Origin of the sequence: Phenylobacterium sp., from assembly GCF_036264965.1 — a bacterium.
Classification (GTDB): domain Bacteria; phylum Pseudomonadota; class Alphaproteobacteria; order Caulobacterales; family Caulobacteraceae; genus Phenylobacterium.
In genome coordinates, this window is the sequence record NZ_DATAPY010000030.1 from 30,486 (window position 1) to 52,236 (window position 21,751).

The following is a 21,751-nucleotide window of genomic DNA, read 5'->3' on the forward strand; positions in this document are numbered from 1 at the left end:
TTGAGCGAGCGCTTCGGGGTCGAGGACGCGCCTCACATCGTCACGCGCACCTTCCAGCGGGCCGAGATCGCGATCACGGACGTGCGCATTGATCAGCCCTTCGGTCGCCTGTCCGATCCGATTCCCTGCGAGGACGCCTTTTCGATATCGCTCGTTATGCGCGACCTACCCGATACGGCCTATTGGGAGGAGGGCCGCGAGGTCGTTCAGCGCGCGGTCCGCGCCGGCGAATGCCTGGTTCACGACCTTCGACGCAGCCCCAGGGTGCTGGTCGACAAGCCCATGCATTCGCTGCTCTTCTATCTGCCGCAGTCCACGCTCGACGCGCTCGCCGACGACGCCAACGTCCCTCGCATCCAGGAGCTGCGATACGATCCGGGCGTCGGTGTCCTGGACGAGACGATCCGGAACCTTGGCCTGTCGCTGCTGCCCGCCGTCCGCGCGCCCAACGAGGTCAGCCGCCTGTTCACGGATCACGTGACGTTGGCTGTCGCGGCACACATCGCCCAGACCTACGGCGGGATGCAGGCCCACTCGAGGCCCGTCCAGGGCGGGCTCGCGCCGTGGCAGGAGAAACGTTCCAAGGACATGCTCGCCGGCGATCTCAGCGGCGCGACGTCCCTGGCCGAGATCGCCGGGGCCTGTGGGCTGTCCGTCAGCCACTTCTCCCGAGCATTCCGGAGGTCGACCGGACTCGCGCCCCACGCCTGGTTGCTGCATGTCCGCGTCGAGGCGGCGAAGACGATGCTGCGAGGGCGCGGTTCATCCCTCTCCATGATCGCCCTGGCCTGCGGCTTCGCGGACCAGAGCCACTTCACCCGGGTGTTCACGCGCCGGGTCGGGCTCAGCCCGGGCGCGTGGCGGAAGTATCTCTCGGAGTGAGCTGCTAGGCGACCCAGGCCGGCCCCTTGATCGCGCGGAGAAGGCTGAGGAACTCGTCAACCGTCGCGGTCCGTCCCACATCGCGCTGGAGCTCGCAGATCAGCTGCACGCAGCTGGTCTGGTTTGCCCCGGCTTCGGACATCCGATTGAGCGCAGCGGCGTGCGCCAGGTCGGACGTGCCGCCGATGGCGTCGAGGACCGTGTAGACGTCGTAGCCATCCTGGATGGCGGAAAGGACGGCGAAGGTCAGGACCGCTTCAGTCCACAGGCCGGCGAAGACCAGCTTGCGTCGGCCTGTGGCGGTCACGGCGTCGAGGAAGCGCTCATCCTCCCAGGGATTGAGGGTCGTGCGCACGATCGGTGGGACGTCCGGCACGATGTCGGCGATCTCAGGGACAGTGGGCGGACCGCCGTCGTCGCGCCTTTTCAACGTTGAGAGGATGACCGGCAGCCGGAACAGTCTGGCCGCGCGGCAGATCATGGCGGCGTTCTCGACGAGCCGCACGTGGTCGATCGTCGTCACGGTGCTGATCTGCGGCGGCTGGAAGTCCACGATCAGGAGTACGGCGTTCTCCGCCGTCAAGAGGCGGTCGGTGAGCGGGTCAGGATATGACAATCGAACCTCCCAGGGCGCGTCGCGACGCTTCGATCAGTCAAGGGTCGTGGAGTCGGACGGAATCCGAAGGACGACCGTGGTTCCGGATGGTTCGAACAACCACGCGATCCGTCCGTCGAGAGCCTGGGTCAGGCTCTCGACGATCCTGCGCCCCGAACCTTGCGGAGGACAGGGAGACGGAGGCCGCCCATTGTCGCGAACGCGGCAAAGGATTGTGGAGCCGAGGTTCTCCACCTCGACGATGATTCGCCCGCCGCCCTCGTCGAAGGCGTGCCGCACCGCGTTGTGCACGAGCTCGGCCGTGATGAGCGCCACGCGCCAGCAGCGGTCCGCCGCCAGGGAGACGTCGCAGGGAATGAGCGTCAGGTGGACACCCCGTTCCCTGAGGCTCGCGCAGGTGAGCGCCACGCACACCGTCTCCAGATACGCCCCGAGATCGCGCGGTCGGCCGCCCGGCGGGGGCCTGAGCGCACGGTGCACGTTGGCGCAGGCGCGAAGCCGTCCCTCAGCCGCCGCCAGGGCGCTCCGCGCGGTGATGTCGGTGACGCCAGCCCGGGCCATCGCGAGCGTCGTGATAGCGTGTGTGTATTCGTTCAACACGCGGTGGGAGATCTCATTCACGAGGAGCAGCGGCTGCGGTTCCGGCGATGCTTTGGATGATGAAATCGCGTCAATCTGCATGGTGGATCTCCAGACCCCATAGGGCCGACTGGGAGCTGAACCTTGGAGCCGAACGCCGCGGCGATCTTGTCGGTTAAGGACCCCCTTGGGACGTTTAGGCGCTGCCGTTTCGGCGCCGAAAGGCTCACGGCCGCGACGGGTCGTACGACTTCCGGACAAAGAAGAGCGCCTTCGGCCAAGAGGTCGGCCGCCGGCCCGCGCATGGTCTTGGCCGATGACGCGCATCTCGCCGTCAGCTCGGAGGCAACAGGCCGTGCGCCACTTTCCGGAAGGCTTCTACGCTGGTCGCTGTTTGCGCCAGATGGGCATTGCGCCGCCGTTCGTCCGGGAGCCGGAACCTCCGCCGCTCGCCAGCGCTCGGTTGGACCCGGGGATCCTCGCCGACCTCTACTGTCCGAATAGTGACAGTCCGTGGCCAGCGGCCCCGATCCTCCTCATCAGGCTGCGGGCTCACGCATGAGAACCCCGCGGACTGTCCTCCCGGCCACGCTCCTGCCACTCGCGGCGGGCCTTGGCGGCTGCCACGAAGGAGTCCTCGCGCCTGCCGGTCCGATCGGCGGCGCCGAAAATCAGATTCTCTGGGAAACCGTCGGGGCGATGCTGCTGGTGGTCATCCCGGTCATCGCGATGATCCTGGCCTTCGCCTGGTGGTTCCGAGCCTCGAACCGCCGCGCCGCGTATCGGCCCGACTGGAGCTACTCGGGGAAGATCGAGTTCACCGTCTGGATGGTGCCGGTCCTGTTGATCCTGTTTCTCGCCACCCTGGCCTGGAGCGGGTCGCACGATCTGGATCCCTATCGGCCGCTCAAGTCCGATCGAAAGCCGATCCGCGTCGAGGTCGTGTCGCTCGATTGGAAGTGGCTGTTCATCTACCCCGACTATGGGGTCGCCAGCGTCAACGAGCTGGCGGTCCCGGCGGGCACGCCGGTCGACTTCCGGCTGACGTCCGGCACGGTGATGAACTCGTTCTTCGTGCCCCAGCTTGGCAGCCAGATCTACACCATGGCCGGCATGCAGACGCGCCTGTCGCTGCAGGCGGACCGGCCTGGTGACTACCGTGGGCTGTCGGCCCAGTTCAGCGGCGACGGTTTCTCGGACATGCGCTTCACGGTCCGCGCCACCGATGCGGCGGGGTTCGACAGATGGATCGCCGCCGCCAGGACCTCGCCCAGCCACCTCGACAACGCGGCCTATGACGGCCTGGCCGCCACCCACGCGGTTGCGGCCCCGACGCGCTTCGGCGCCGTCGACACCGGCCTCTTCGATCATGCCGTGGCCGCGGCCACTTCGTCGGCGCTTCGCCCCACGTCGGCGATGAACGGCGTCATGTGCGCTCCGCGGCGTGCAAAGGGGACCCTCTGATGTTCGGCAAGCTCACCCTTCACGACATCCCCTTCGACCAGCCGATCATCATGGGCACGATCGGCGTGCTCATCGTGGGGATCCTCGGTCTCCTTGGCCTGATCACCTACCTCAAGCGCTGGCGCTGGCTCTGGGAGGAGTGGATCACCTCCGTCGACCACAAGCGCATCGGCACGATGTACGTCCTGCTCGCCCTGGTGATGCTGATCCGCGGCTTCTCCGACGCGCTGATGATGCGCACGCAACAGGCGCTCGCGGGGGGAGGACACCTCGGCTACCTGCCGCCCGAACACTACGATCAGGTGTTCTCCGCGCACGGCACGATCATGATCTTCTTCGTGGCCATGCCCTTCGTGGTCGGTCTGATGAACATCATCGTGCCACTGCAGATCGGGGCGCGGGACGTGGCCTTCCCGGTGCTGAACTCAATCAGCTTCTGGATGACGGCGGCCGGCGCGCTCTTGCCGAACATCGCCCTGGGCATCGGCGAGTTCGCCCGCACGGGTTGGCTGGCCTACCCACCGCTCTCCGAGCTTCCCTTCAGTCCAGGCGTCGGCGTCGACTACTACCTGGTCGCCTTGCAGCTCTCCGGCATTGGCACGCTGCTGTCGGCGATCAACCTGATCACCACGATCCTGAAGATGCGCGCGCCTGGCATGGAGGCCGGAATGATGCCGGTCTTCACCTGGACGGCGCTCGGCTCGAACATGCTGATCATCGCTGCGTTTCCGATCCTCACGGTCACCTTGAGCCTGCTGATGATGGACCGCTATCTCGGCATGCACTTCTTCACCAACGACGCCGGCGGCAGTCCGATGCTGTTCATCAACCTCATCTGGGGTTGGGGGCATCCGGAGGTCTATATCCTGGTGCTGCCTATCTTCGGCGTCTACTCGGAGGTGATCGCCACCTTCTCCGGCAAGCCGCTCTTCGGCTACCGCTCGATGGTGACCGCGACCCTGGTCATCACCATCCTCGCCTTCACGGTCTGGCTACACCACTTCTTCACCATGGGGGCCGGCGCTGACGTCAACGCCATCTTCGGCATCGCCAGCATGCTCATCGCCATCCCGACCGGGGTGAAGGTGTTCAACTGGCTCTTCACCATGTATGGCGGCCGAATCCGCTTCGAGCCGCCCGTCCTCTGGACCGTCGGCTTCATGGTCACCTTCGTGATCGGCGGCATGACCGGGGTGATGCTGGCGGTCCCCTCCAACGATTTCCTTCTGCACAATTCGCTGTTCCTGATCGCCCACTTCCACAACGTGATCATCGGCGGCGTGCTGTTCGGCTGCTTCGCGGCCCTGGAGTACTGGTTCCCGAAGGTGTGGGGCTTCACCCTGGAGCCGCGCCTGGGCAAGGCCGCCTTCTGGTGCTGGTTCGTGGGCTTCTACCTGGCCTTCATGCCGCTCTATGTCCTGGGCTTCCTGGGCATGACGCGCCGGACGAACCACTACGACAATCCGGCCTGGGACCCGTACATCCTGATCGCGTGCGGCGGCGCGTTCCTGATCCTCGCCGGCATCTGCCTGCAGGCGGCGCAGCTGGTCGTGAGTATCCGTACACGGAACGAGCGGCGTGACCTCACCGGCGATCCCTGGGACGGGCGCACCCTGGAGTGGTCGCTGCCGTCGCCGCCGCCGGCCTTCAACTTTCCGGTGGTTCCGGCGGTGGAGGGGCTGGACGCCTTCTGGGCGAGCAAGTCCGCCGGACCGGGCACGAGGCGTGCGGCCTATGAGGACATCTGGCTGCCCGAGAACTCGCCGGTCGGCTTCTTCCTGGCGGCGTTCGCGGCGATCGGCGGCTTCGCGGTGGTCTGGCACATCTGGTGGCTCGCGCTCATGGGTCTCGTCGGCGGCCTCTGCGCCCTGATCGCCTCCTCCTGGCGAGAGCACGGTGAAATCTGCATTCCGGCGGCCGAGGTCGCCCGGTCCGACCGCCTGGCCAACGTCTTCCGCGTCAAGAACTAGAGGCGATACCTATGTCCCAAGTATCGATCGCCGCAGCCGGCGAACGCGCCCCGGCGCGGTACCAGCCCGCCACCAAGCTCGGGGTCACGGGCTTCGGCTTCTACGTCTACCTCCTCAGCGACGCGATCCTGTTCTCGGCGCTGTTCGCCACCTTCGCCGTGCTCAAGACGGCGACGGACGGCGGACCATCGGCGCGCGACCTCTTCGACCTGAAGAACGTCGGGCTGGAGACCGCCTGCCTGCTCACCAGCAGCTTTGTCTGCGGTCTGGCGATGCAGGCGGCGGAGGCCCGCAAGCCGCGCGAACTCACAGCCCTGCTCGGCGTGGTGTTCCTGCTCGGCGTCGGCTTCCTCGGCCTCGAGATCCGCGAGTTCGGCGGCATGATCGCGGCCGGCGCGGGTCCTGACCGGAGCGCCTTCCTGTCGGCCTTCTTCGCCCTGGTGGGCGCCCATGGCCTGCACATTACCGTGGGCCTGGCTTGGATCGGTCTGCTGGTGGCCCACCTCACGACGATGGGGTTCTCCGAGAGCTACTACCGCCGGCTCTTCTGCTTCTCGCTCTTCTGGCACGTCCTAGACGTGGTCTGGATCGCGATCTTCACCTTCGTCTACCTCCTGGGAGTCCAGCCGTGACCGACACCGTCGCTTCGATCCCAACCCAGCTGCGTACGCCGGGCGTCGACACCCGAGGGTCCACCGGCCGCTGGCCGACCTATGCGATTGGGTTCGGGCTGGCCGCAGGCCTGACCGTCGCCTCCTTCGTCCTGGCCGGCGGGGGCTGGCTGACGCCCGCGAGCCTGGTCGCGGCCCTGGTCGCGCTGGCGATCGCCCAGATGATCGTGCACCTTGTCTTTTTCCTGCACATCACCACGGCGCCGGCGCAGAAGACCAACATCCTGGCGCTGCTGCTTACCCTGCTGATCATCAGCCTGGTGGTGATCGGGTCGCTCTGGATCATGGCGCAGCTCAGCACGCACATGGTCCCGATGGACCAGCTTATGCAGATGCAGCGGTGATCGCGCCGATAGACGCAAGCGATCCAAAATCCAGATTAAATCGATTTTCCTTTTGAGGACGCCGCGCGCAGCCTGCGCTCAGCATTCGAACGCGAGGACCTATGGACAAGCCCGTCACCCTGACCACCGCCGCCGGCATTCCCGTCGCCGACAACCAGAACAGCCTGACCGCCGGGCCACGCGGCCCGCTGTTGGTGCAGGACCTCCACCTCTTCGAGAAGCACGCCCACTTCAACCGCGAGCGCATCCCCGAGCGGGTGGTCCACGCCAAGGGTTCGGCGGCGCACGGAACCTTCACGGTCACGCACGACATCAGCCGCTACACGAAGGCGGACCTGTTCTCTGAGATCGGCAAGAAGACCGAGGTCTTCCTACGGTTCTCGACGGTGGCCGGAGAGCGCGGCGCCGCCGACGCCGAGCGCGACGTCCGGGGCTGGGCGCTGAAGTTCTACACGGCGCAAGGCAACTGGGACCTGGTGGGCAACAACACGCCGGTCTTCTTTGTCCGCGACCCGCTGAAATTCCCCGACTTCATCCACACGCAGAAGCGCGATCCGCGCTCCAATCTGCGCAGCCCCACAGCCATGTGGGACTTCTGGAGCCTCAGCCCCGAAAGCCTGCACCAGGTGACGATCCTGTTCTCGGACCGCGGAATCCCGAAGAGCTTCCGCCACATGCACGGCTTCGGCTCGCACACCTACAGCTTCATCAGCGCCGCCGGCGAACGCTTCTGGGTCAAGTTCCACTTCAAGACCCGGCAGGGCATCCAGAACCTGACCAACGCCGAGGCCGCCGCCATCGTCGCGGGCGACCGCGAAAGCAACCAGCGCGACCTTTTCGACGCCATCGAGCGCGCCGACTATCCGCGCTGGACCCTGCACATCCAGGTGATGCCGGAGGCGGAGGCGCAGACCACGCCTTACAATCCCTTCGACCTGACCAAGGTGTGGCCGCACGCCGACTATCCGCTGATCGAGGTCGGCGTGCTGGAGCTCAACCGCAATCCGGACAACTACCACGCCGAGGTGGAGCAGGCGGCGTTCTCGCCGGCCAACGTGGCGCCGGGGATCGGTTACAGCCCCGACAAGATGCTGCAGTTCCGGCTGTTCTCCTACGCCGACGCCCACCGCCACCGCGTCGGGACCAACGCCGACGCCTTGCCGGTCAACCGGCCGAAGGCGGCGGTCCACAGCTACCACCGCGACGGGGCGATGCGCTTCGACGGAAACGGGAGCGGTTCGGTGAACTATGAGCCGAACAGCTTCGGCGGACCGGCGCAGAACCCCGCCTATCGCGAACCGCCGCTGAAGATCACCGGTGACGCCGACCGTTATGACCACCGCGCGGGCAACGACGACTACGGCCAGGCCGGCGCCCTCTTCCGGCTGATGACCAGCGACCAGAAGCGCCAGCTGATGGACAATATCGCCGCGGCCATGGCCGGCGTGCCGGAAGAGATCCTGCGCCGCCAGGTCGCCCACTTCGCGAAGGCCGACCCAGCCTATGGCGCGGGCGTCGCCGAACGCATGGGCCTCGCGGCCGAGGTTGCCGCCGAATAGGCGGGTGGACCCAGCATCGCGCGCCGATCATCCCGGGCCGCCGACCCGGGATGGCGGTGGTGCAGCGCGTCGCTGGCGGCGGCGAGCAGCAGCCAGACCGCCCCGCCGGCCAGCGCCAGGCGGGCGCGGGCCTGACGTACGCTCAGCAGGCTAGGTCGCCCGCGATCCGATCGGCGAGGGCGGCGAGCAGGCGGCTCAGGGCCTGGGCCTCGCCCTGCGTGTCGTGGGCCCCGTCGGCCTGGGCCTCAAAGGTCCAGCGCCGCGGCGGGGCGGGGCCACAGGCGATCGAGATCTCCGCTGTCAGGCCATAGCCCGCCATCTGCTCGCTCACAGTCTCCACCTGGACGGTCACGGCGACGGCGTCTGCCGGCGTCGGGTCGCTCCAGGGCGCGATGACCGCGCCTGGCCGCCGGGCCAGCAGGTCCGCCGTCAGGGCCGCGGCGGCCAGCCGTCCTGGCGCGGCGCTCCAGCGCGTCAGCTCGTCGACCGCCATCTCGACACCGCCGGTCGGTCGGGCGACCTCGAGCCGATCGAGGGCGGCCGGCCAACGAACATCCAGCGGCCGGAGGACGAGCCCGGTCCCGCCGGCTCCCGGCTGCGCCGGCGCAGCGACCGCCAGGGTGAGGTAGCGGGTGGGCGGCGTCGTGCCGCAGGCGGTCAGGCCAAGGGCCAGGATCCCCGCGGCGAGCCATCGGCGATCGATCATGGGCGGCCCTTTCCCTTCAACAGCGCTTCAGGATGACGGTCGATGTCGTCGGCCAAGGTGCGCAGGGCGCGCGCTGCGGCGGTGATCTGCTGTAGCGTGTCCGGCAGGCTGGCGTCGGCCGGCGTCCCGCCGCCGCCGAGGGCGCGCTTGGCGGCCGCCGCGGCCTGGTCGAGGTTGTCGGCGGCCTGGACGAGCTTGGTCGCAAGCGGCCCGGCCTGGGGCCGCACGTCGGCGGTGATCTGGTCGAGGTTGGCCAGGGCGGCGTGTAGATGCATCAGGCTGTCGGCGACCTGCGGCGAGCCGGCCAGGGTGTCGAGCCGGCCGGTGAGCTGGCGCAGGTTCCGGCCGATCTCGGCCAGGGGCACGGCCTGCGCCGAGCGCAGCAGGCCGTCTGCGCGGGCAATGACGCTGCCGAGCGAGACGGCGCCGGCGGAAGGCAGATCGCCCCGCGCCAGCCGTCCGTTGGCCGGTGGCGGCGCATCCAGCCGAACGAGGTCCAGCCCTGCCGGGCCGACCACCGGCGGGGTCTGGGTGAGCTGCAGGCGATAGCCGCGGCGAATCAACCGGGCGAGCACCGCGTCCGTGCGCCGGCGCCAGTCGCTGGGGGAAAGGGCGGCGCCGCCGCGGATTTCGTCCGACAGTCCGAGGCGCTCTGGGGCGATGGCCACCTGGACGGCGGCCGCCGCTTGGTCGTCCCCCGCGTCGAGGCTCAGCCGGCGGCTCAGCACCCGGCCGATGACGAAGCCTTCGAGGAGCACCGGCGCCCCGGGCCGCAGGCCGCCCCCGCCGGCGACCGAGGCGTGGTAGACGACCTCGGGGCCGATCGGGCCCAACTCGGCGTCGTCGAGGTCTGGATGGAAGAGGAAGGTCGCGCCGGACAGGCTCTGCGGCTCCCCCGCCGCCTCGGCCGGCGTCTCGAATTCTACGCCGCCGGTCAGGGGCGAGTTGCCGGGGCCGAGGCGCGCGGCGAGCCCGGTCCGGGTCAGCCGCACCTCCAGCGCCTTGGCGCCGTAGAACAGGCTGTCCGGTTTCACGAGCCGGTCGTAGGGCGTGGCGACAAAGGCGGTGGCGCTAAAGCCCTGGGCTGGGTCCAGCGTCACCTGCGTGACCCGCCCGACCTCCAGTCCCTGGTAGTAGACGCCGGCGCCGACCCGCATCGCCCCGAGGTCGTCGCCGTCCAGCAGGTAGTAGGATCCGGCCTCGCCGGGCGGCACCGGCGGCGGAGAGTCGAGGCCGACAAAGCGGCGGCGTGGCGCGCCGGAGCCCGGCGCGGCGCCGATGGACACGCCGGACACCACCGCGGAGAGGGAGGAGAGGTCGGTGAGGCTGGGCTGGGCCCCGATCATCCAGAACTTCGCGCCGTCGCGCAGGACGTCGCGCGTGCGCGGCGTCAGCCGAAGCGTCATGTCCACGTGCCGGATGTCCTTGGAGACTTCGATCTTGGTCACCCGGCCGATCCGAACGCCCTTGTAGACAACCGGCGTGTCGCCGGCCCGGGCGCCGTGGGCGGACTCGAAGGTCACCACCACGTCGATGCCCCGCTGGGCGAAGGCCTGCAGGCCGAGGTAGGCCACGATGATCAGAGCGGCCAGCGGCGCCGCCCATACCAGGCCCGGCCAGCGGCCCCGCCAGCTCGAAGCGCCACGCTTGGCCGTCGGACCGGTCATGCGCGCCTCCGGGCGGCGTCCCACAGGCTGCGGGGGTCGAAGACGCGAGTGGCGACCATGGTCAGCACCACGACCGCGCTGAAGGCGGTCGCCGCCGGTCCGGCGCGCCCGTAGAGCTTGGCGTTGAACTGCATCACCGGGATGAAGCAGGCGATCACCAGGGGGTCGACCATCGACCAGCGGCCGATCTCCTCGACCACGCCATAGAGCCGGGCCTTGGCGCGCAGGCCGCCGCGCGCGCGGCCGGCCACCGCCACCAGGAACCAAGTGAGCCCGCTGAGCTTGAGGAGAGGAACCGCGAAGCTGGCGGAGAACACCAGCAGGCCGAGGCCGAACAGATGGGCCTCGAAGAGGTCCTTCACGCCCTCGAGCACTGTATAGCTGGAGGGCTCCAGTCCGATCGGGATGGTGGCCATCGGGAACAGATTGGCCGGCACGTAGAGCACTAGCCCGGCGAGCGTCAGGGCGGCGGCCCGGCCGGCGCTCTCGGCCTTACGCGGCCACAGGCGCGCGGCGCAGCGCGGGCAGCGCCGGCCCGCGGCGCGGGCCGGGACCAGATAGCCGCAGGCGGCGCATCCGAAGCCGTCGCGCCCGTCGCGCCAGGGGCGCTGGGCGCGGATCCGCCGCCAGATCTCGGGCTTGTTCAGCGTGGCGCGGGTGAACAGCGACAGGAGGCCCACGGCGATGAAGCAGGCGCCGCCGACTCCAAGGCGGGTGGGCACGGTGGCGCTCAGGCGGGTGTAGGCGATCCACAGGGCCAGTAGGGCGACATCGGCCATGGCCCAAGGCTGGAGCTGGTCGGCCCAACGGAAGACCGGCCCGATCCAGCGGTCGTGGCGGCCGAGCCGCAGTCCGCCGAGCGCCCCGGTGAGCAGGCCGAATCGGAGGATCGGGGCGATCACCACCGTCAGGGCGACGAGCGCGGCCAGGGCGGGCCAGCCTTCCCGCCACAACTCGGCCGGACCGGAGACCAGGTGGCTTTCGCGCACCGCGCCCAGCACGCTGGCGCTGAGGAAGGGCGCCAGGTTGGCCGGCGCCAGCAGCAGGAGGGTGGCGGCGGACAGGGCCAGCGCTGCATCTAGGCTGCGGCCTGTCCGCCGCTCGAGTTCGCTACGGCAGACTCGGCAGTTCAGCACCGGCCTCGGCGCCGGCGCCTGCACGGCGCCGCAGCGGGCGCAGGCGACCCAGGCCCTGGCGACGGGGGCGGTCAAGGCCGCGCCGTCCCGCTGCATGGCGCCGCGCCCAGCCGGGTCGCTAGGGCTCCACCTTAAGCGTCACACCGTTGGCGGAGAGGTTGAAGCGCAGGCCGGTGCTGGTGCTGTTCAGCTTTATGACTACGCCGTTCTGGTTCCTCAGATAGGCGACGCCCCCGCCGCCGGCGATCGTCGCGCCAGCGGCGAAGGCTGTGTAGGTGCCGTTGAAGTCGGCGAGGGATTTCATGTGGTAGACGGAGCCGGAGGCGCTGATCTTGGCGGCGCCGACGTCCACCACAGACAGGCCGGACACCTTCACGGCGTGCGGCGCGCCCTTGTAGTTGAGTTCGCCGGAGCCCCAGACGAAACCGACGCCGGCCGCGACCGCGCCGCCAGACAGGCTGAGGCCGGCGTCCGGGGCGGGGCTCGCCGCGTCGTCGGCGCGGGATGCGGCTGGAACGGCCAAGCCGCCGGCGACGAGGACCGCCGCGAGCGCGGCGTTGAGGAAGGTTTTGGACAAGGTGGGTCTCCACGGTTGGCGCCTCGACCGGGAAGAGGTCGGGCCCTAGCGTGCGGACCCTAGGGGCGAGCCGCCGAGCGATCTTTGACGCCGCCGCCGCGACTTGTCGGAAAGTGCTGTGTCGGTGCGGGGCGGATGGCGGGCGTCGAACCCGTGCATCGTCGCGCCGTCAATGACGTTCGCCTGGCGCAGTCCAGCCAGGCTTTCGTGGATCGCACGGAGAGCGGACTTCGTCTAATTCTTTGAAAGTGCAAATGAGTTCGTCCAGTCCGGTGTCGGGATCCGCTCCCCGAGACGGCAGCTTCCTTAGCTTGCCGGGCGGTCAGACCGTGGGGACCGTGCCGCCGTCGATGACATACTCCGCCCCGTGCAGAGTGCTGGCGCGGTCGCTGGCCAGGAAGGCGATCAGGTCGGCGACCTCCTGGGGACGGTTCGGGCGGCCGACCGGTATCCCGCCGAGCGAGCGCATCAATCCTTCGCGCGCGGCGCCGGTGTCGACCCCGTCTGCCTGGGCGAGCCGCTCGATCATGCGGCTCGCCGCATCGGTCTTGGTGAATCCGGGTGAGACGCGGACCACGCGGACGCCCTGGGGGCCGACCTCGTTCGACAGGGCTTTGCTGTAGTTGCTGAGCGCCGCCTTGGCCGCCGCATAGGCCAGCGTGGACTCGTAGAGCGGCAGCACGCGCTGAATGGACGAGACGTGAACGATGACGCCATAGCCTTGCTCGATCATCGTCGGCAGCAGCGCTCGGTCCAGGCGTACGGCTGACAGAAGGTTCGCATTCAACGCGGCCGTCCAGTGGTCGTCCGTCAGGGCGGCGTAGCCGCCGCCCGGCGCCGAGGAGCCGCCGACGTTGTGGACCACCACGTCGAGGCCGCCGAGGCGGCGCAGGGCGGCCTGCGCGACGCTGGCCGCGCCCTCGGGCAGGCCGAGGTCCGCCGCAACGAATGCGTCGCGCTCCGCCAGATCGTGCGGCGCCGTGCGGGCCGTGGTGAAGACGGTGGCGCCAGCTCTGCGCAGACGGCTCACGACCGCGGCGCCGATGCCCTGAGTGCCGCCGGTGACCAGCACGCGGCGGCCGAAGAACTCCGCTTCCGCAGGACGCAGCGTGATCTCCAGATCGGCGATCTCATCGCCGGCCAGGATGAAGCGATAGCGCAGGTCCGCGGGCGCGCCGGGGAAGTCTCCGGTGAGGTGGGCGGTCACGACGCCGCCGCCGTCCGGCGCGGGCTCCAGGCTCCGCGGCTCAGCCTGGAAGCGATACCGCCGGCGCGCGTCGGCCGCCCAGGCGCGGACGGCGTCGCGCCCATGGTGGTCGCGCCCTTCGTCCCGGACGTGGGCGTCGGCCGCGAAGCTCGCGGCCACCGCATCGGCGTCGTCACCGTTTGCGGCTTCGAAGTATCTGGCGAACGGGAGGGGAAGCTTCACGGCCATCGACATGCGCTCCGCATTGGCTGAGCCATCGATCTGGGGCTATACTGCTCATATGGCAAGAACTGACAAAAAAGTAGGGTACTCACCCACAGGTAAGCTGGAAGACGTAACGCCGGACATGGCCGCCACAGGCCTGGAGGGGGCGTTCCGGATGCTGGAAGGACGCTGGAAGATGGTCATCATCTTCCATCTGTTCGACCGCGAGGTGCTGCGGTTCTCGGAGCTGGAGCGGGCGATCCCCGGCGTCTCGCAGAAGATGCTCATCCAGCAGCTTCGCGACCTCGAGCGCGACGGCATCGTCGAGCGGCTCGTCTACCCGCAGGTTCCGCCGAAGGTCGAATATCGCCTGACAGCGTGGGGCCAGGCGATGTGCCCGGCGCTCGACGCACTGCTGGAATGGGCGGCGCGGAGGCCGCAACCCGAAGCCAGTCCGCCGCCGGGCTGAATGTCGGCTTGCGTCCGGCGTTCCAACTTCCGGTCCTGCGCTGAGCGGAACTGCGAGGTTTCATGAAGTCCGGCCGGCCGCGTCCCTCAGGCTCCCACACCGGCTCCAAGTGCGTATGCGTCCTTGAGCCATGCAACGAGTTCGCCATCGACATCATCGGGACTCATAAGGTCGATCTCGTTGTGGAAACGGCGGACCGAGACCTGCTCCACCTTCCGGACGCGAGCGCTTTCGATCGGGTGGTCGGCGCGGACATTGATCCGAAGCTTTGACTTCTGAGGATGGATGCCCGCGAAGGCCGAACCGGCCACGATATGGATAGAGGTCTTCTTGGGCTCGATTACAACCGATCCGAAGCACTCAACCGCCGCCATGATGGCGACGTACGTCTCTCGCACGCGGTCGTCAGCCCGTATGAATAGCGCGGCTTCAGCCTCAGTCATCGCCTTCCTCCCGAAAGCAATGTTCTTCATGCGTTCCCGAAAGTCCAGCCTCGCCTCAACGAGCTGGTCGTTGGGTTGTTGGGGCGCTTGTGAGTGGCGGCCTATGTAGCTGAACGGCCGCTTCAAGCTGATCGAAGCGTCCGAGGTTTAGCGTCGCCAGGCGCTCGCCGGTCTGCGCGCCACGCGCTGTTCGATCGCGCCGAAGACCGATTGGCCCGCAGCATCGAAGGTCTCCATCCGGACGGTTTCGCCGAAGCGCAGGTAGGATGTCGCCGCCGTGGGCGGCGCGAGCTGGTCGAGCGCCTTGCGTTCGGCGATGCAGCCGGAGCCGACCTTCTCCGCGTCGAAGTTGGAGACGGTCCCCGAGCCGATGAGCGTGCCGGGGCAGAGGTCGCGCGTGGCTGCGGCGTGGGCGATCAGGTCCCCGAAGCCATAGCTCATGGCCGCGCCGTCGGGCGCGCCGAACAGCGCCGCGCCGCGATGGACCCGAAGCGTCAGGCCGATACGGCCGTCGCGCCAGGCGCCCAATTCGTCAGGGGTCACCGCGATGGCGGAAACCGAACTCGGCGGCTTGGCCTGCAGGAAGCCGAAGCCGCCCTTCATCTCTGCGGGACCAAATGCGCGCAGGCTCCAGTCGTTGATCATCACCACCAGCCGGACGTGGCGCAGGGCTTCGCTGGGCGAAACGCCCAGCGGTGTCGCGTCGAGGATGACCCCGAACTCGGCCTCGAAATCGATGTCATCGGCCTCGGAGCGGAAGAGGACTTCGCCGTGCGCCGGATAGAAGCGGTCGGAGAGCCCCTGGTAGATCAGCGGCGGGTCGGCTTCGGTGCGGCGGGTGTAGCCCCAGGCGTCGGCCAGGATGTGGTTGTGCGCCAGGAAGGCCGAGGCATCGAGGAACTGGTGCGATCTGGGTAGGGCGGCAGCGAGGGTTGCGGGGTCGAGGGCGGCGGCATTCGGCTCGGCGCCGGCGTTGAGCGCGTCGTACTGAGCGCGCAGTCCCGGCTCGACGTTAGACCAGGTTTCAAGCGCCTGCAGCATTGTGGCGGCGGCCTTGGCCTCGACGGCGCGGCTGAGGTCGCGCGAGACGACCAGCAGCCGGCCATCCGGGCCGTCAGCGGCGCGGCTGGCGAGCTTCATCGCACGGATCCGGGCGCGGCCTCGTCGTCGAGGATCGCCACAGCGCGGGTCCAGCCGGCGGAGGCTGCGCGGATCTTCACCGGGAAGCAGCTGACGGTGAAGCCAGTGGCCGGCAAGACCTCCAGGTTGTGCAGCTTCTCCAGGTGGCAGTAGCCAATCTCCCGGCCTGCCTTGTGGCCCTCCCAGATCAGGCCGGCGTCACCCGTTTCGGCGTAGCGCTCGGCGGTGTGGGAGAAGGGCGCGTCCCAACTCCAGGCGTCGGTGCCGGTGAGCCGCACGCCGCGCTCCAGCAGGTAAAGCGTAGCTTCCAGCCCCATGCCGCAGCCGGCCTTGAGATAGTCATCGTGGCCATAGCGCAAGCCGGCGCGGGTGTTGATCACCACGATGTCGAAGGGCGAGAGCGTGTGGCCGATGCGGGCCAGCTCCGCCTCAACGTCGGCGGCCCGCACGACATAGCCGTCGTCGAAGCCTCGGAAGTCCAGCTTCACGCCCGGGCGGAAGCACCAGTCGAGCGGCACTTCGTCGATAGTGATGGCGCGCTCGCCCTGGTTCATGGTCGAGGCGAAGTGATAGGGCGCGTCCAGATGGGTGCCGTTGTGGGTGATCAGCTCGATCTTCTCGATCGCCCAGGCCTCGCCGTCCGGCAGGTCCTGAGGCTGAAGGCCCGGGAAGAACTTGGCGAGCTCCGGCACGGACATCTGGTGGTCGATGTATTCGATCTTCGGCAGATAGGCCGGCGGATCGGAGACCACGCCGTTCTCCAGCGGGATGGAGATGTCGATGAACTGGCGGGCCATGGTTCAGCCCCCGCGTGGCACGTAGGCGTAAAGCGGGTCGGTCTCGCCGCGCCGGCCATAGAGGAAGTCCGCCGCCGGGTGCTTAGCCCAGAACTTTTCGGTCTCTGGCTCGACCCGGCTCCAGTCGAAGATCACGTCGCGATGGGCGATCGCCCAGCGGCCGTCGCGGCGCGCGAACCGGTCGAGGTAGCGCCCGCCGATGGTGGCGTCGACGCCGCCGGTCATCTGGCAGTAGGCCACGTGATAGGACTCGGCGAAAGCCTCGTCGGCGCCGGTGAAATCCACCATCACGTTGGAGATCACGTGTTGCATGCCGACGATGGGCGAGCCGGGCTTCGGCCGCGTCCAGGAGACCACGTCGATGAACTCGGCCGCCTCGCCGTCGAAGGTCCCATGCCGCTCGGTGGCACCGGGGTGGTAGCACCTGTGGGCCAGCTCGGCGTCGCTGCGGTCGCCGGCGCGGGCGCGGCGGTAGAGCACTTCAGCGATGGCCTGTTTGTCGAGCAGGCGCTGGACATCGTCCATGGCGGCGTCTCCGGAGGGATTTGAAGCGGCGCCCGGCAAGCGCCCTCGGGCGGCGGGATGGGCGCGATAGAGCGGGTCGGCGTCGGTGCGGTTCCCGACCAGGCCGGGCGGCTGTTCGGCGCCCCAGAAGCTGGGCGCTTCGGGGAGCACGCGGGACCAGTCGTAGACGATGTCGCGGTGCTGGATCAGCCAGCGGCCGTCGATAAGTCGGAAGGTGTCGAGGTAGCGGCCGCCGATCCGGTAGTCGACGACGCCCTCCGGCAGCTCGAACGTCTCGTGGGCCACATGGTAGCTCTCGACGAAGATGTCGTCGCCGCGCCGGTCGAATAGGGCGTTGGCCACCAGGTGCATCTTGGACCGGCAGGGCGGCCCGCTGCGCATGGCCTCGTCGAGTTTGTCCAGGAAGCCGTGCATCGGGCCCTGGTAGGTGCCGTGGTTGTCGGTGGCGTCCAAGGGATGGCAGGCCCGCATCAGGGGCACATCGAAGCGGTCGGCGCCGCGGGCGCGCAGGTGCAGGAGATCGCGGATCTCCATCTTGGCGGCGTAGTCCTGCAACTCGGGGGTCATGCCTGGGCCGCCACGGTCTCGGCCTGGACGGTCGCCTCGATCGCGCCGATACGCTCGACCTCGCAGCGCACCACGTCGCCAGGTTGCAACAGGCCAGGCGGCTTCATGGCCGCGCCGGTGCCGAAGGGCGTGCCCGTGGCGATGACGTCGCCGGGTTCGAGTGTGCAGACGGTCGAGAGATAGGCGATCTGCGCATAGCAGTTGTCGATCATCTCCGACGTCGAGCCATCCTGCCGCGTCTGGCCGTTCACGGTGCAGGTGATCCTCAGGGCGTGAGGATCGCCGACCTCGTCCGGCGTGACCAGCCAGGGTCCTAGCGGTCCGTGGGTGTCAAAGGACTTGCCCAGCATGATGGTCGGACTGCGGCGTTGCCAGTCGCGGACACTGACGTCGTTGCAGACCGTGAACCCCGCGATCACCGACGCGGCGTCGCGCTCGGACACGCGCCGGCAGCGCTGGCCAATGACGATGGCGAGCTCGGCTTCGTAGTCCAGTTCCCGGCCCTCCGGCGGCATCAGGATCGGATCGTAGGGCCCGTTGATGCAGCTCGGCAATTTCGTGAACCAGCGCTGCGAGGCCGGCGGCACATAGGCAGGGTTGTTGGCCAGCACCTCGTCGATGTGGCTCTGGTAGTTGGCGGCGATGGCGAGGAACTTCGCCGGCCGGGTCACGGGCGCGTGAAGTTGCACGCTGTCGAGCGAAACTGGTATCCCGGCCACTGCGGCCCGATGAGCCCGCGCCATGCCTTCCGCGCCCTCTGCCAGCAACATCTCCATGGCGCCGCCCTCGGTCACGTCGACGATCCCGTTCTCGCGGACGACGCCGACCGAGCGGCGACCGTTGACGCTGAAGGTGACGAGCTTCACGCCGCGGCGTCCGCCAGCTGGCGTTCCAGGCGCGATTGGGCCGCTTCCGCCGACATGAAGGTTGGGTTCTCCAGGACCTCGGCGTGGGTCTTGTCGTGGATCTCCTGGTCGCTGAGGCTGAAGTCGATCGGCCGGCCGTAGGGTTGATCGACATGCCAGTCGGTGTGGACGTAGCACTCGACCGTGTTGCCCTCGGGATCCTTGAAATAGAGCGCCCAGCTGTTGCCGTGGTCGAGACCGCGGATGTCGCTGATGCGCGGGTCGGCCTGGGCCGCGTCATGCACCCGGCGCAGGGCGGCGAAGTCCTCTAGTAGGAACGACATCTGGTGCAGCGTAGTCGGCGTCCGGGGATCGCGACCTGAGGCGAGCAGCAACTGGTGGTGCTCGGTGGGCGTCATGGTCAGGAAGCGGATCGGGTTCGGCGAGTCCCGTCGGTCGGTGATCACGAAGCCGAAGAACGAGGTGTAGAAGTCGCTCATCGTGTCGATGTCGATAACGTAGATGCCCATGTGGTTGAGGCTGAAATTCGCGAGCTTCATGAGGTTTGGCTTTCTTCAGGCTGCGCCGACGTCCCCTCGGCGGCCAGGCGGCCGGGGACAGGACCAAGGCTGAGGAGAAGGTGTTGCAGGCTGGCGGCCAGCGCCTCGGCTGTCCGTCCTTTGGCGAATACGTACCGGTCCGGCCGGATCAGGGCCCAGGCGGCGCCGGCCTTGGCGAGCCAGGCGCCGAGGCTGCCGCTCGCGTCCACGATCGCCCCACGCTGGGCGGGCCGGCCTTCGGGGAGGAGGTGAAGGACCTGCCCGCCCAGGTCTCTCCAACGGGAGGGCAATGCCTGGGCGATGGCGTGTGGATCGAGACTCTCGGCGACGAGCAGCAGCGTCAGCCGCCCGGCGAGAAGATCATCAAGCGGCGCGGCGCCGGCCTCCCCGACCACGGAGGGCTGCGGGATCCGATCGCCGCCGGTGTCGGGTTCGACCAGGCCAGCCCGAATGGGTGGCACGACATCGGTCATGGCGACGGCCGCGCCCGCCCGGGCGGCCTCCTCGGCGCGGAACCGTGCGTCGCGCAACTCCGCAGCTTCGGGGTCGAGGATGCAGACCGCGGCGCCGGCGGTCAGGGCGGCGGAGATGATCGCCCGGACGTGAGGCTCGCGTTCGGCCTGATAGGTGTCGAGCAGGTCCGGCCCAGCCAAGCCACGCCGGACGAGCGCCAGCTTCCAGACCAACTGGGCGGCGTCGCGGAAGCCGTGGCACATGCCCTGGCCAAAGAACGGCGGGGTCTGGTGGGCCGTATCGCCCATCAGGAAGACCGCGCCGGAGCGCCACTGCGTCGCGACCAGGCCGTGGAAGCGATAGACCGCCGCGCGGACGACCTCGACGTCGGCCGGATCGGTCCAGTCGGCCAGCAAGGCGCCGATGTTGCCCGGCTGCAGCGCGTGCTCGTCGCTCTCCGCCGGCAGCAGCATGTACTCCCAGCGCCGATGGCGTCCCGCGCCGGGGATGATCGTCGCCGGCCGCGCCGGATCGCAGATCATCAGGGAGTAGCGGCCGTCGCGCACCTCCGCAGGAATGTCGTAGCGTTCCGGCCAGCGCATCGCGCCGGACATTTGGCCGTCGATCACCAGCCAGCGCTCCTCGAAGCCCATATCCTCGAGGTCGAGGTTCAGCGCCTTGCGGACCGGGCTGCTGGCGCCGTCGCAGGCGAGGACGAAGTGCGCGCCCACCCAACCACCGTCGGCCCCGTTCGCGGACGTGATCCTGAGGCGCGCGCCCTCGGCGTCCTGCTCCAGCTCCGCGAATTCGGCGGCCAGCCGGACCTCGACGTTGGGAAAGCGCTGCAGACCCTGTCGAAGGATCCCTTCGAGTTCGGGCTGGTAGAAAAGGTTGCTGGCGGGCCAGCCCAGGGCGGCGCGGGTGTCCTGGCTGCGGAAGACGCGGATCTGCCGGCCATCGCAGCCCAGATAGACAGATCCGCCGAGCGGCCGCGTCAGGGACGCGACCGTCTTGGCCAAGCCTACGGAGTGCAGGATCCGCATGGCCTCGGCGTCCATGTGGACCGCCCGCGGCAGAAGGTAGGGCTCGACGCCGCGCTCGACGACCAAGGTCCGCAAGCCGGCCTGGCCGCAGAGGTTGGCCGCGATCCCGCCTACGGGACCCAGGCCCACGATGACCACGTCGTACTGATCCGCGTGCAACCGCACGTTCCCCCCAACCTATTGGCCGCGCGTTCCGTCTGCGCGACACCTTTTCAGTACGAACTATCCGGGACTGCGATGCCGCCGACCAACAGCTTCGGGGGAGGATTCGATAGTCTATGGTTATCGCAGGCGGCGGTGAGCGCGGGCGGGGACGCCGTCAGGGCTGGTCGGCGCAGACCTCCTGGATATGGCGCATGACGATCTTCGCGCCGGGCAACAGGTAGCTGTTCTCCCGATAACCCAGGACGATCTGCTCAGCCGGGAAGGGGAGATCGAAAGGCAGCACGACGAGACCGGCGCCCTCAGGGCTCTCGCTCAGCATCGATTGCGGCATGATGGTCAGCATGTCCGTCTCGCGGATCAACGGGGCGAAGAAGACCACGGTGCTGACCTCCATCGCGGCCTGGGGTGGCGGCACGCCGGCGTCGAGGAAGACCCGGTTCAGAATCCGCCAGTGGGTGGTTGGATAGGTGGCCGCCAGCCAGGGAAAGGCGGCGAGGTCGTGCAGGGCAAGTTTGTCCCGGCCCGCCAGCGGATGTTCCGCGCGCGCAACGATCACCGGGTTTGTCCGCCGGATCGGCTCGAACGCCAGGCCGGGCGGCGGACCGCCTTCCGGGATCAGGATCAGGGCGAGGTCGAGTTCGCCGTCCAGAAGTGAGGTGGTGAGCTCGCGGGAGAAGGCGGCGCGGACCTCCAGCTTGAGGCCCGGATGCGCCTGCAGGATCTGGCGGGCGGCGCGGGTCATGGGCGCGATCATGGTGGGCACGGCGCCGACATTGATCTTGCCCTTGGTCGCGCCGCGCATGGCGTCGATCTCCGCGGACGCCCGGCGCAGCTCGGTGTCGATCATCTTGGCGTAGCGCAGCAGCGTCTCGCCATAAGGCGTCGGGACCACGCCCCGCGGCCGTCGCTCAAGCAGTGGCGCGCCGAGTTCGGCCTCCAACTGGTGCACCGCCTTGCTGAGCGCCGGCTGCGACACGTGCAGCACCTCGGCGGCCGCGTGCATGCTCTTGTTTTCCACGCAGGCGACGAAATAGCGGAGCAGGCGCAGGTCCATGGCGATGCATCTCCTTCGGAGGTCGGCTCGGCCACCTATTAGATCAGACTGACGTGGAGCGGCTATGCGATAACCACAAGGAATTGATCGAGGCCGAGGTTTTACTAC

General features: G+C 68.6%; 22 protein-coding genes. 7 read left to right on the forward strand and 15 right to left on the reverse strand.

Going from position 1 to position 21,751, the window contains the following annotated elements; genetic code table 11:
• On the forward strand, window positions 1–882 hold the full coding sequence (locus tag VHS75_RS03780) for an AraC family transcriptional regulator (protein WP_329637270.1): 882 nt from the start codon (window positions 1–3) through the stop codon (window positions 880–882).
• Between the two features lie 4 nt (window positions 883–886).
• Here the strand turns inward: VHS75_RS03780 and VHS75_RS03785 are convergent, their stop codons facing one another.
• Both VHS75_RS03785 and VHS75_RS03790 read right to left on the reverse strand, forming a co-directional pair.
• Window positions 887–1,498 (reverse strand): isochorismatase family protein, encoded by a 612-nt coding sequence (locus tag VHS75_RS03785; RefSeq protein WP_329637271.1) that lies wholly within the window; start codon window positions 1,496–1,498, stop codon window positions 887–889.
• Window positions 1,499–1,531: 33 nt separating this feature from the next.
• Window positions 1,532–2,179 carry a sensor histidine kinase gene (locus VHS75_RS03790; protein ID WP_329637272.1) on the reverse strand — a complete coding sequence of 216 codons (648 nt, stop codon included), beginning with the start codon at window positions 2,177–2,179 and terminating at the stop codon, window positions 1,532–1,534.
• Between the two features lie 456 nt (window positions 2,180–2,635).
• On the opposite strand from VHS75_RS03790, the gene cyoA reads away from it, so the two are divergent.
• The 5 genes from cyoA (at window position 2,636) to VHS75_RS03815 (ending at window position 8,085) form a co-directional block, all read left to right on the forward strand.
• Window positions 2,636–3,541 (forward strand): ubiquinol oxidase subunit II, encoded by a 906-nt coding sequence (cyoA, locus tag VHS75_RS03795; protein WP_329637273.1) that lies wholly within the window; start codon window positions 2,636–2,638, stop codon window positions 3,539–3,541.
• Window positions 3,541–5,511 (forward strand): cytochrome o ubiquinol oxidase subunit I, encoded by a 1,971-nt coding sequence (gene cyoB, locus VHS75_RS03800; RefSeq protein ID WP_329637274.1) that lies wholly within the window; start codon window positions 3,541–3,543, stop codon window positions 5,509–5,511. The genes cyoA and cyoB overlap by 1 nt, the downstream gene beginning before the upstream one ends.
• An 11-nt stretch (window positions 5,512–5,522) precedes the next feature.
• Window positions 5,523–6,143, forward strand: a complete 621-nt coding sequence (gene cyoC, locus VHS75_RS03805; protein WP_329637275.1) for a cytochrome o ubiquinol oxidase subunit III — start codon at window positions 5,523–5,525, stop codon at window positions 6,141–6,143.
• On the forward strand, window positions 6,140–6,526 hold the full coding sequence (cyoD, locus tag VHS75_RS03810; protein WP_329637276.1) for a cytochrome o ubiquinol oxidase subunit IV: 387 nt from the start codon (window positions 6,140–6,142) through the stop codon (window positions 6,524–6,526). The genes cyoC and cyoD overlap by 4 nt, the downstream gene beginning before the upstream one ends.
• A 101-nt stretch (window positions 6,527–6,627) precedes the next feature.
• A complete protein-coding gene (locus VHS75_RS03815; RefSeq protein ID WP_329637277.1) occupies window positions 6,628–8,085 on the forward strand; it encodes a catalase in 1,458 nt (485 codons plus the stop codon).
• A gap of 142 nt (window positions 8,086–8,227) precedes the next feature.
• Here the strand turns inward: VHS75_RS03815 and VHS75_RS03820 are convergent, their stop codons facing one another.
• The 5 genes from VHS75_RS03820 to VHS75_RS03840 all read right to left on the reverse strand — a co-directional run bounded on the left by VHS75_RS03820 (window position 8,228) and on the right by VHS75_RS03840 (window position 13,600).
• The gene (locus VHS75_RS03820) at window positions 8,228–8,791 is read right to left on the reverse strand and encodes an ABC-type transport auxiliary lipoprotein family protein (protein WP_329637278.1); all 564 of its coding nucleotides are present in this window, start codon (window positions 8,789–8,791) and stop codon (window positions 8,228–8,230) included.
• Entirely contained in the window at window positions 8,788–10,458 is a 1,671-nt protein-coding gene (locus VHS75_RS03825) for an intermembrane transport protein PqiB (RefSeq protein WP_329637279.1), read from the reverse strand. The genes VHS75_RS03820 and VHS75_RS03825 overlap by 4 nt, the downstream gene beginning before the upstream one ends.
• Window positions 10,455–11,690, reverse strand: a complete 1,236-nt coding sequence (locus VHS75_RS03830; protein WP_329637280.1) for a paraquat-inducible protein A — start codon at window positions 11,688–11,690, stop codon at window positions 10,455–10,457. The genes VHS75_RS03825 and VHS75_RS03830 overlap by 4 nt, the downstream gene beginning before the upstream one ends.
• A gap of 22 nt (window positions 11,691–11,712) precedes the next feature.
• Window positions 11,713–12,171: a hypothetical protein gene (locus tag VHS75_RS03835; RefSeq protein ID WP_329637281.1), complete on the reverse strand. Its 459-nt coding sequence runs from the start codon at window positions 12,169–12,171 to the stop codon at window positions 11,713–11,715.
• 322 nt (window positions 12,172–12,493) lie between these two features.
• Complete coding sequence (locus tag VHS75_RS03840) at window positions 12,494–13,600, reverse strand: SDR family oxidoreductase (RefSeq protein ID WP_329637282.1); 1,107 nt, start codon at window positions 13,598–13,600, stop codon at window positions 12,494–12,496.
• Window positions 13,601–13,724: 124 nt separating this feature from the next.
• On the opposite strand from VHS75_RS03840, the gene VHS75_RS03845 reads away from it, so the two are divergent.
• Window positions 13,725–14,051 carry a helix-turn-helix domain-containing protein gene (locus VHS75_RS03845; protein ID WP_329637283.1) on the forward strand — a complete coding sequence of 109 codons (327 nt, stop codon included), beginning with the start codon at window positions 13,725–13,727 and terminating at the stop codon, window positions 14,049–14,051.
• 86 nt (window positions 14,052–14,137) lie between these two features.
• Here the strand turns inward: VHS75_RS03845 and VHS75_RS03850 are convergent, their stop codons facing one another.
• The 8 genes from VHS75_RS03850 to VHS75_RS03885 all read right to left on the reverse strand — a co-directional run bounded on the left by VHS75_RS03850 (window position 14,138) and on the right by VHS75_RS03885 (window position 21,643).
• Complete coding sequence (locus VHS75_RS03850) at window positions 14,138–14,620, reverse strand: DUF5655 domain-containing protein (RefSeq protein WP_329637284.1); 483 nt, start codon at window positions 14,618–14,620, stop codon at window positions 14,138–14,140.
• A gap of 21 nt (window positions 14,621–14,641) precedes the next feature.
• Window positions 14,642–15,634 (reverse strand): fumarylacetoacetate hydrolase family protein, encoded by a 993-nt coding sequence (locus VHS75_RS03855; protein WP_329637285.1) that lies wholly within the window; start codon window positions 15,632–15,634, stop codon window positions 14,642–14,644.
• Window positions 15,631–16,431 (reverse strand): cyclase family protein, encoded by an 801-nt coding sequence (locus VHS75_RS03860; RefSeq protein WP_329637286.1) that lies wholly within the window; start codon window positions 16,429–16,431, stop codon window positions 15,631–15,633. Before VHS75_RS03860 ends, VHS75_RS03855 begins: the two co-directional genes overlap by 4 nt.
• Before the next feature lie 3 nt (window positions 16,432–16,434).
• A complete protein-coding gene (locus VHS75_RS03865) occupies window positions 16,435–17,523 on the reverse strand; it encodes a nuclear transport factor 2 family protein (protein ID WP_329637287.1) in 1,089 nt (362 codons plus the stop codon).
• Entirely contained in the window at window positions 17,520–18,389 is an 870-nt protein-coding gene (locus tag VHS75_RS03870) for a fumarylacetoacetate hydrolase family protein (RefSeq protein WP_329637288.1), read from the reverse strand. Before VHS75_RS03870 ends, VHS75_RS03865 begins: the two co-directional genes overlap by 4 nt.
• A complete protein-coding gene (locus VHS75_RS03875; RefSeq protein WP_329637289.1) occupies window positions 18,386–18,928 on the reverse strand; it encodes a VOC family protein in 543 nt (180 codons plus the stop codon). Before VHS75_RS03875 ends, VHS75_RS03870 begins: the two co-directional genes overlap by 4 nt.
• Window positions 18,925–20,589 carry a bifunctional 3-(3-hydroxy-phenyl)propionate/3-hydroxycinnamic acid hydroxylase gene (locus VHS75_RS03880; RefSeq protein WP_329637290.1) on the reverse strand — a complete coding sequence of 555 codons (1,665 nt, stop codon included), beginning with the start codon at window positions 20,587–20,589 and terminating at the stop codon, window positions 18,925–18,927. The genes VHS75_RS03875 and VHS75_RS03880 overlap by 4 nt, the downstream gene beginning before the upstream one ends.
• 154 nt (window positions 20,590–20,743) lie before the next feature.
• Complete coding sequence (locus tag VHS75_RS03885; protein ID WP_329637291.1) at window positions 20,744–21,643, reverse strand: LysR family transcriptional regulator; 900 nt, start codon at window positions 21,641–21,643, stop codon at window positions 20,744–20,746.
• Window positions 21,644–21,751 lie beyond the last annotated feature (108 nt).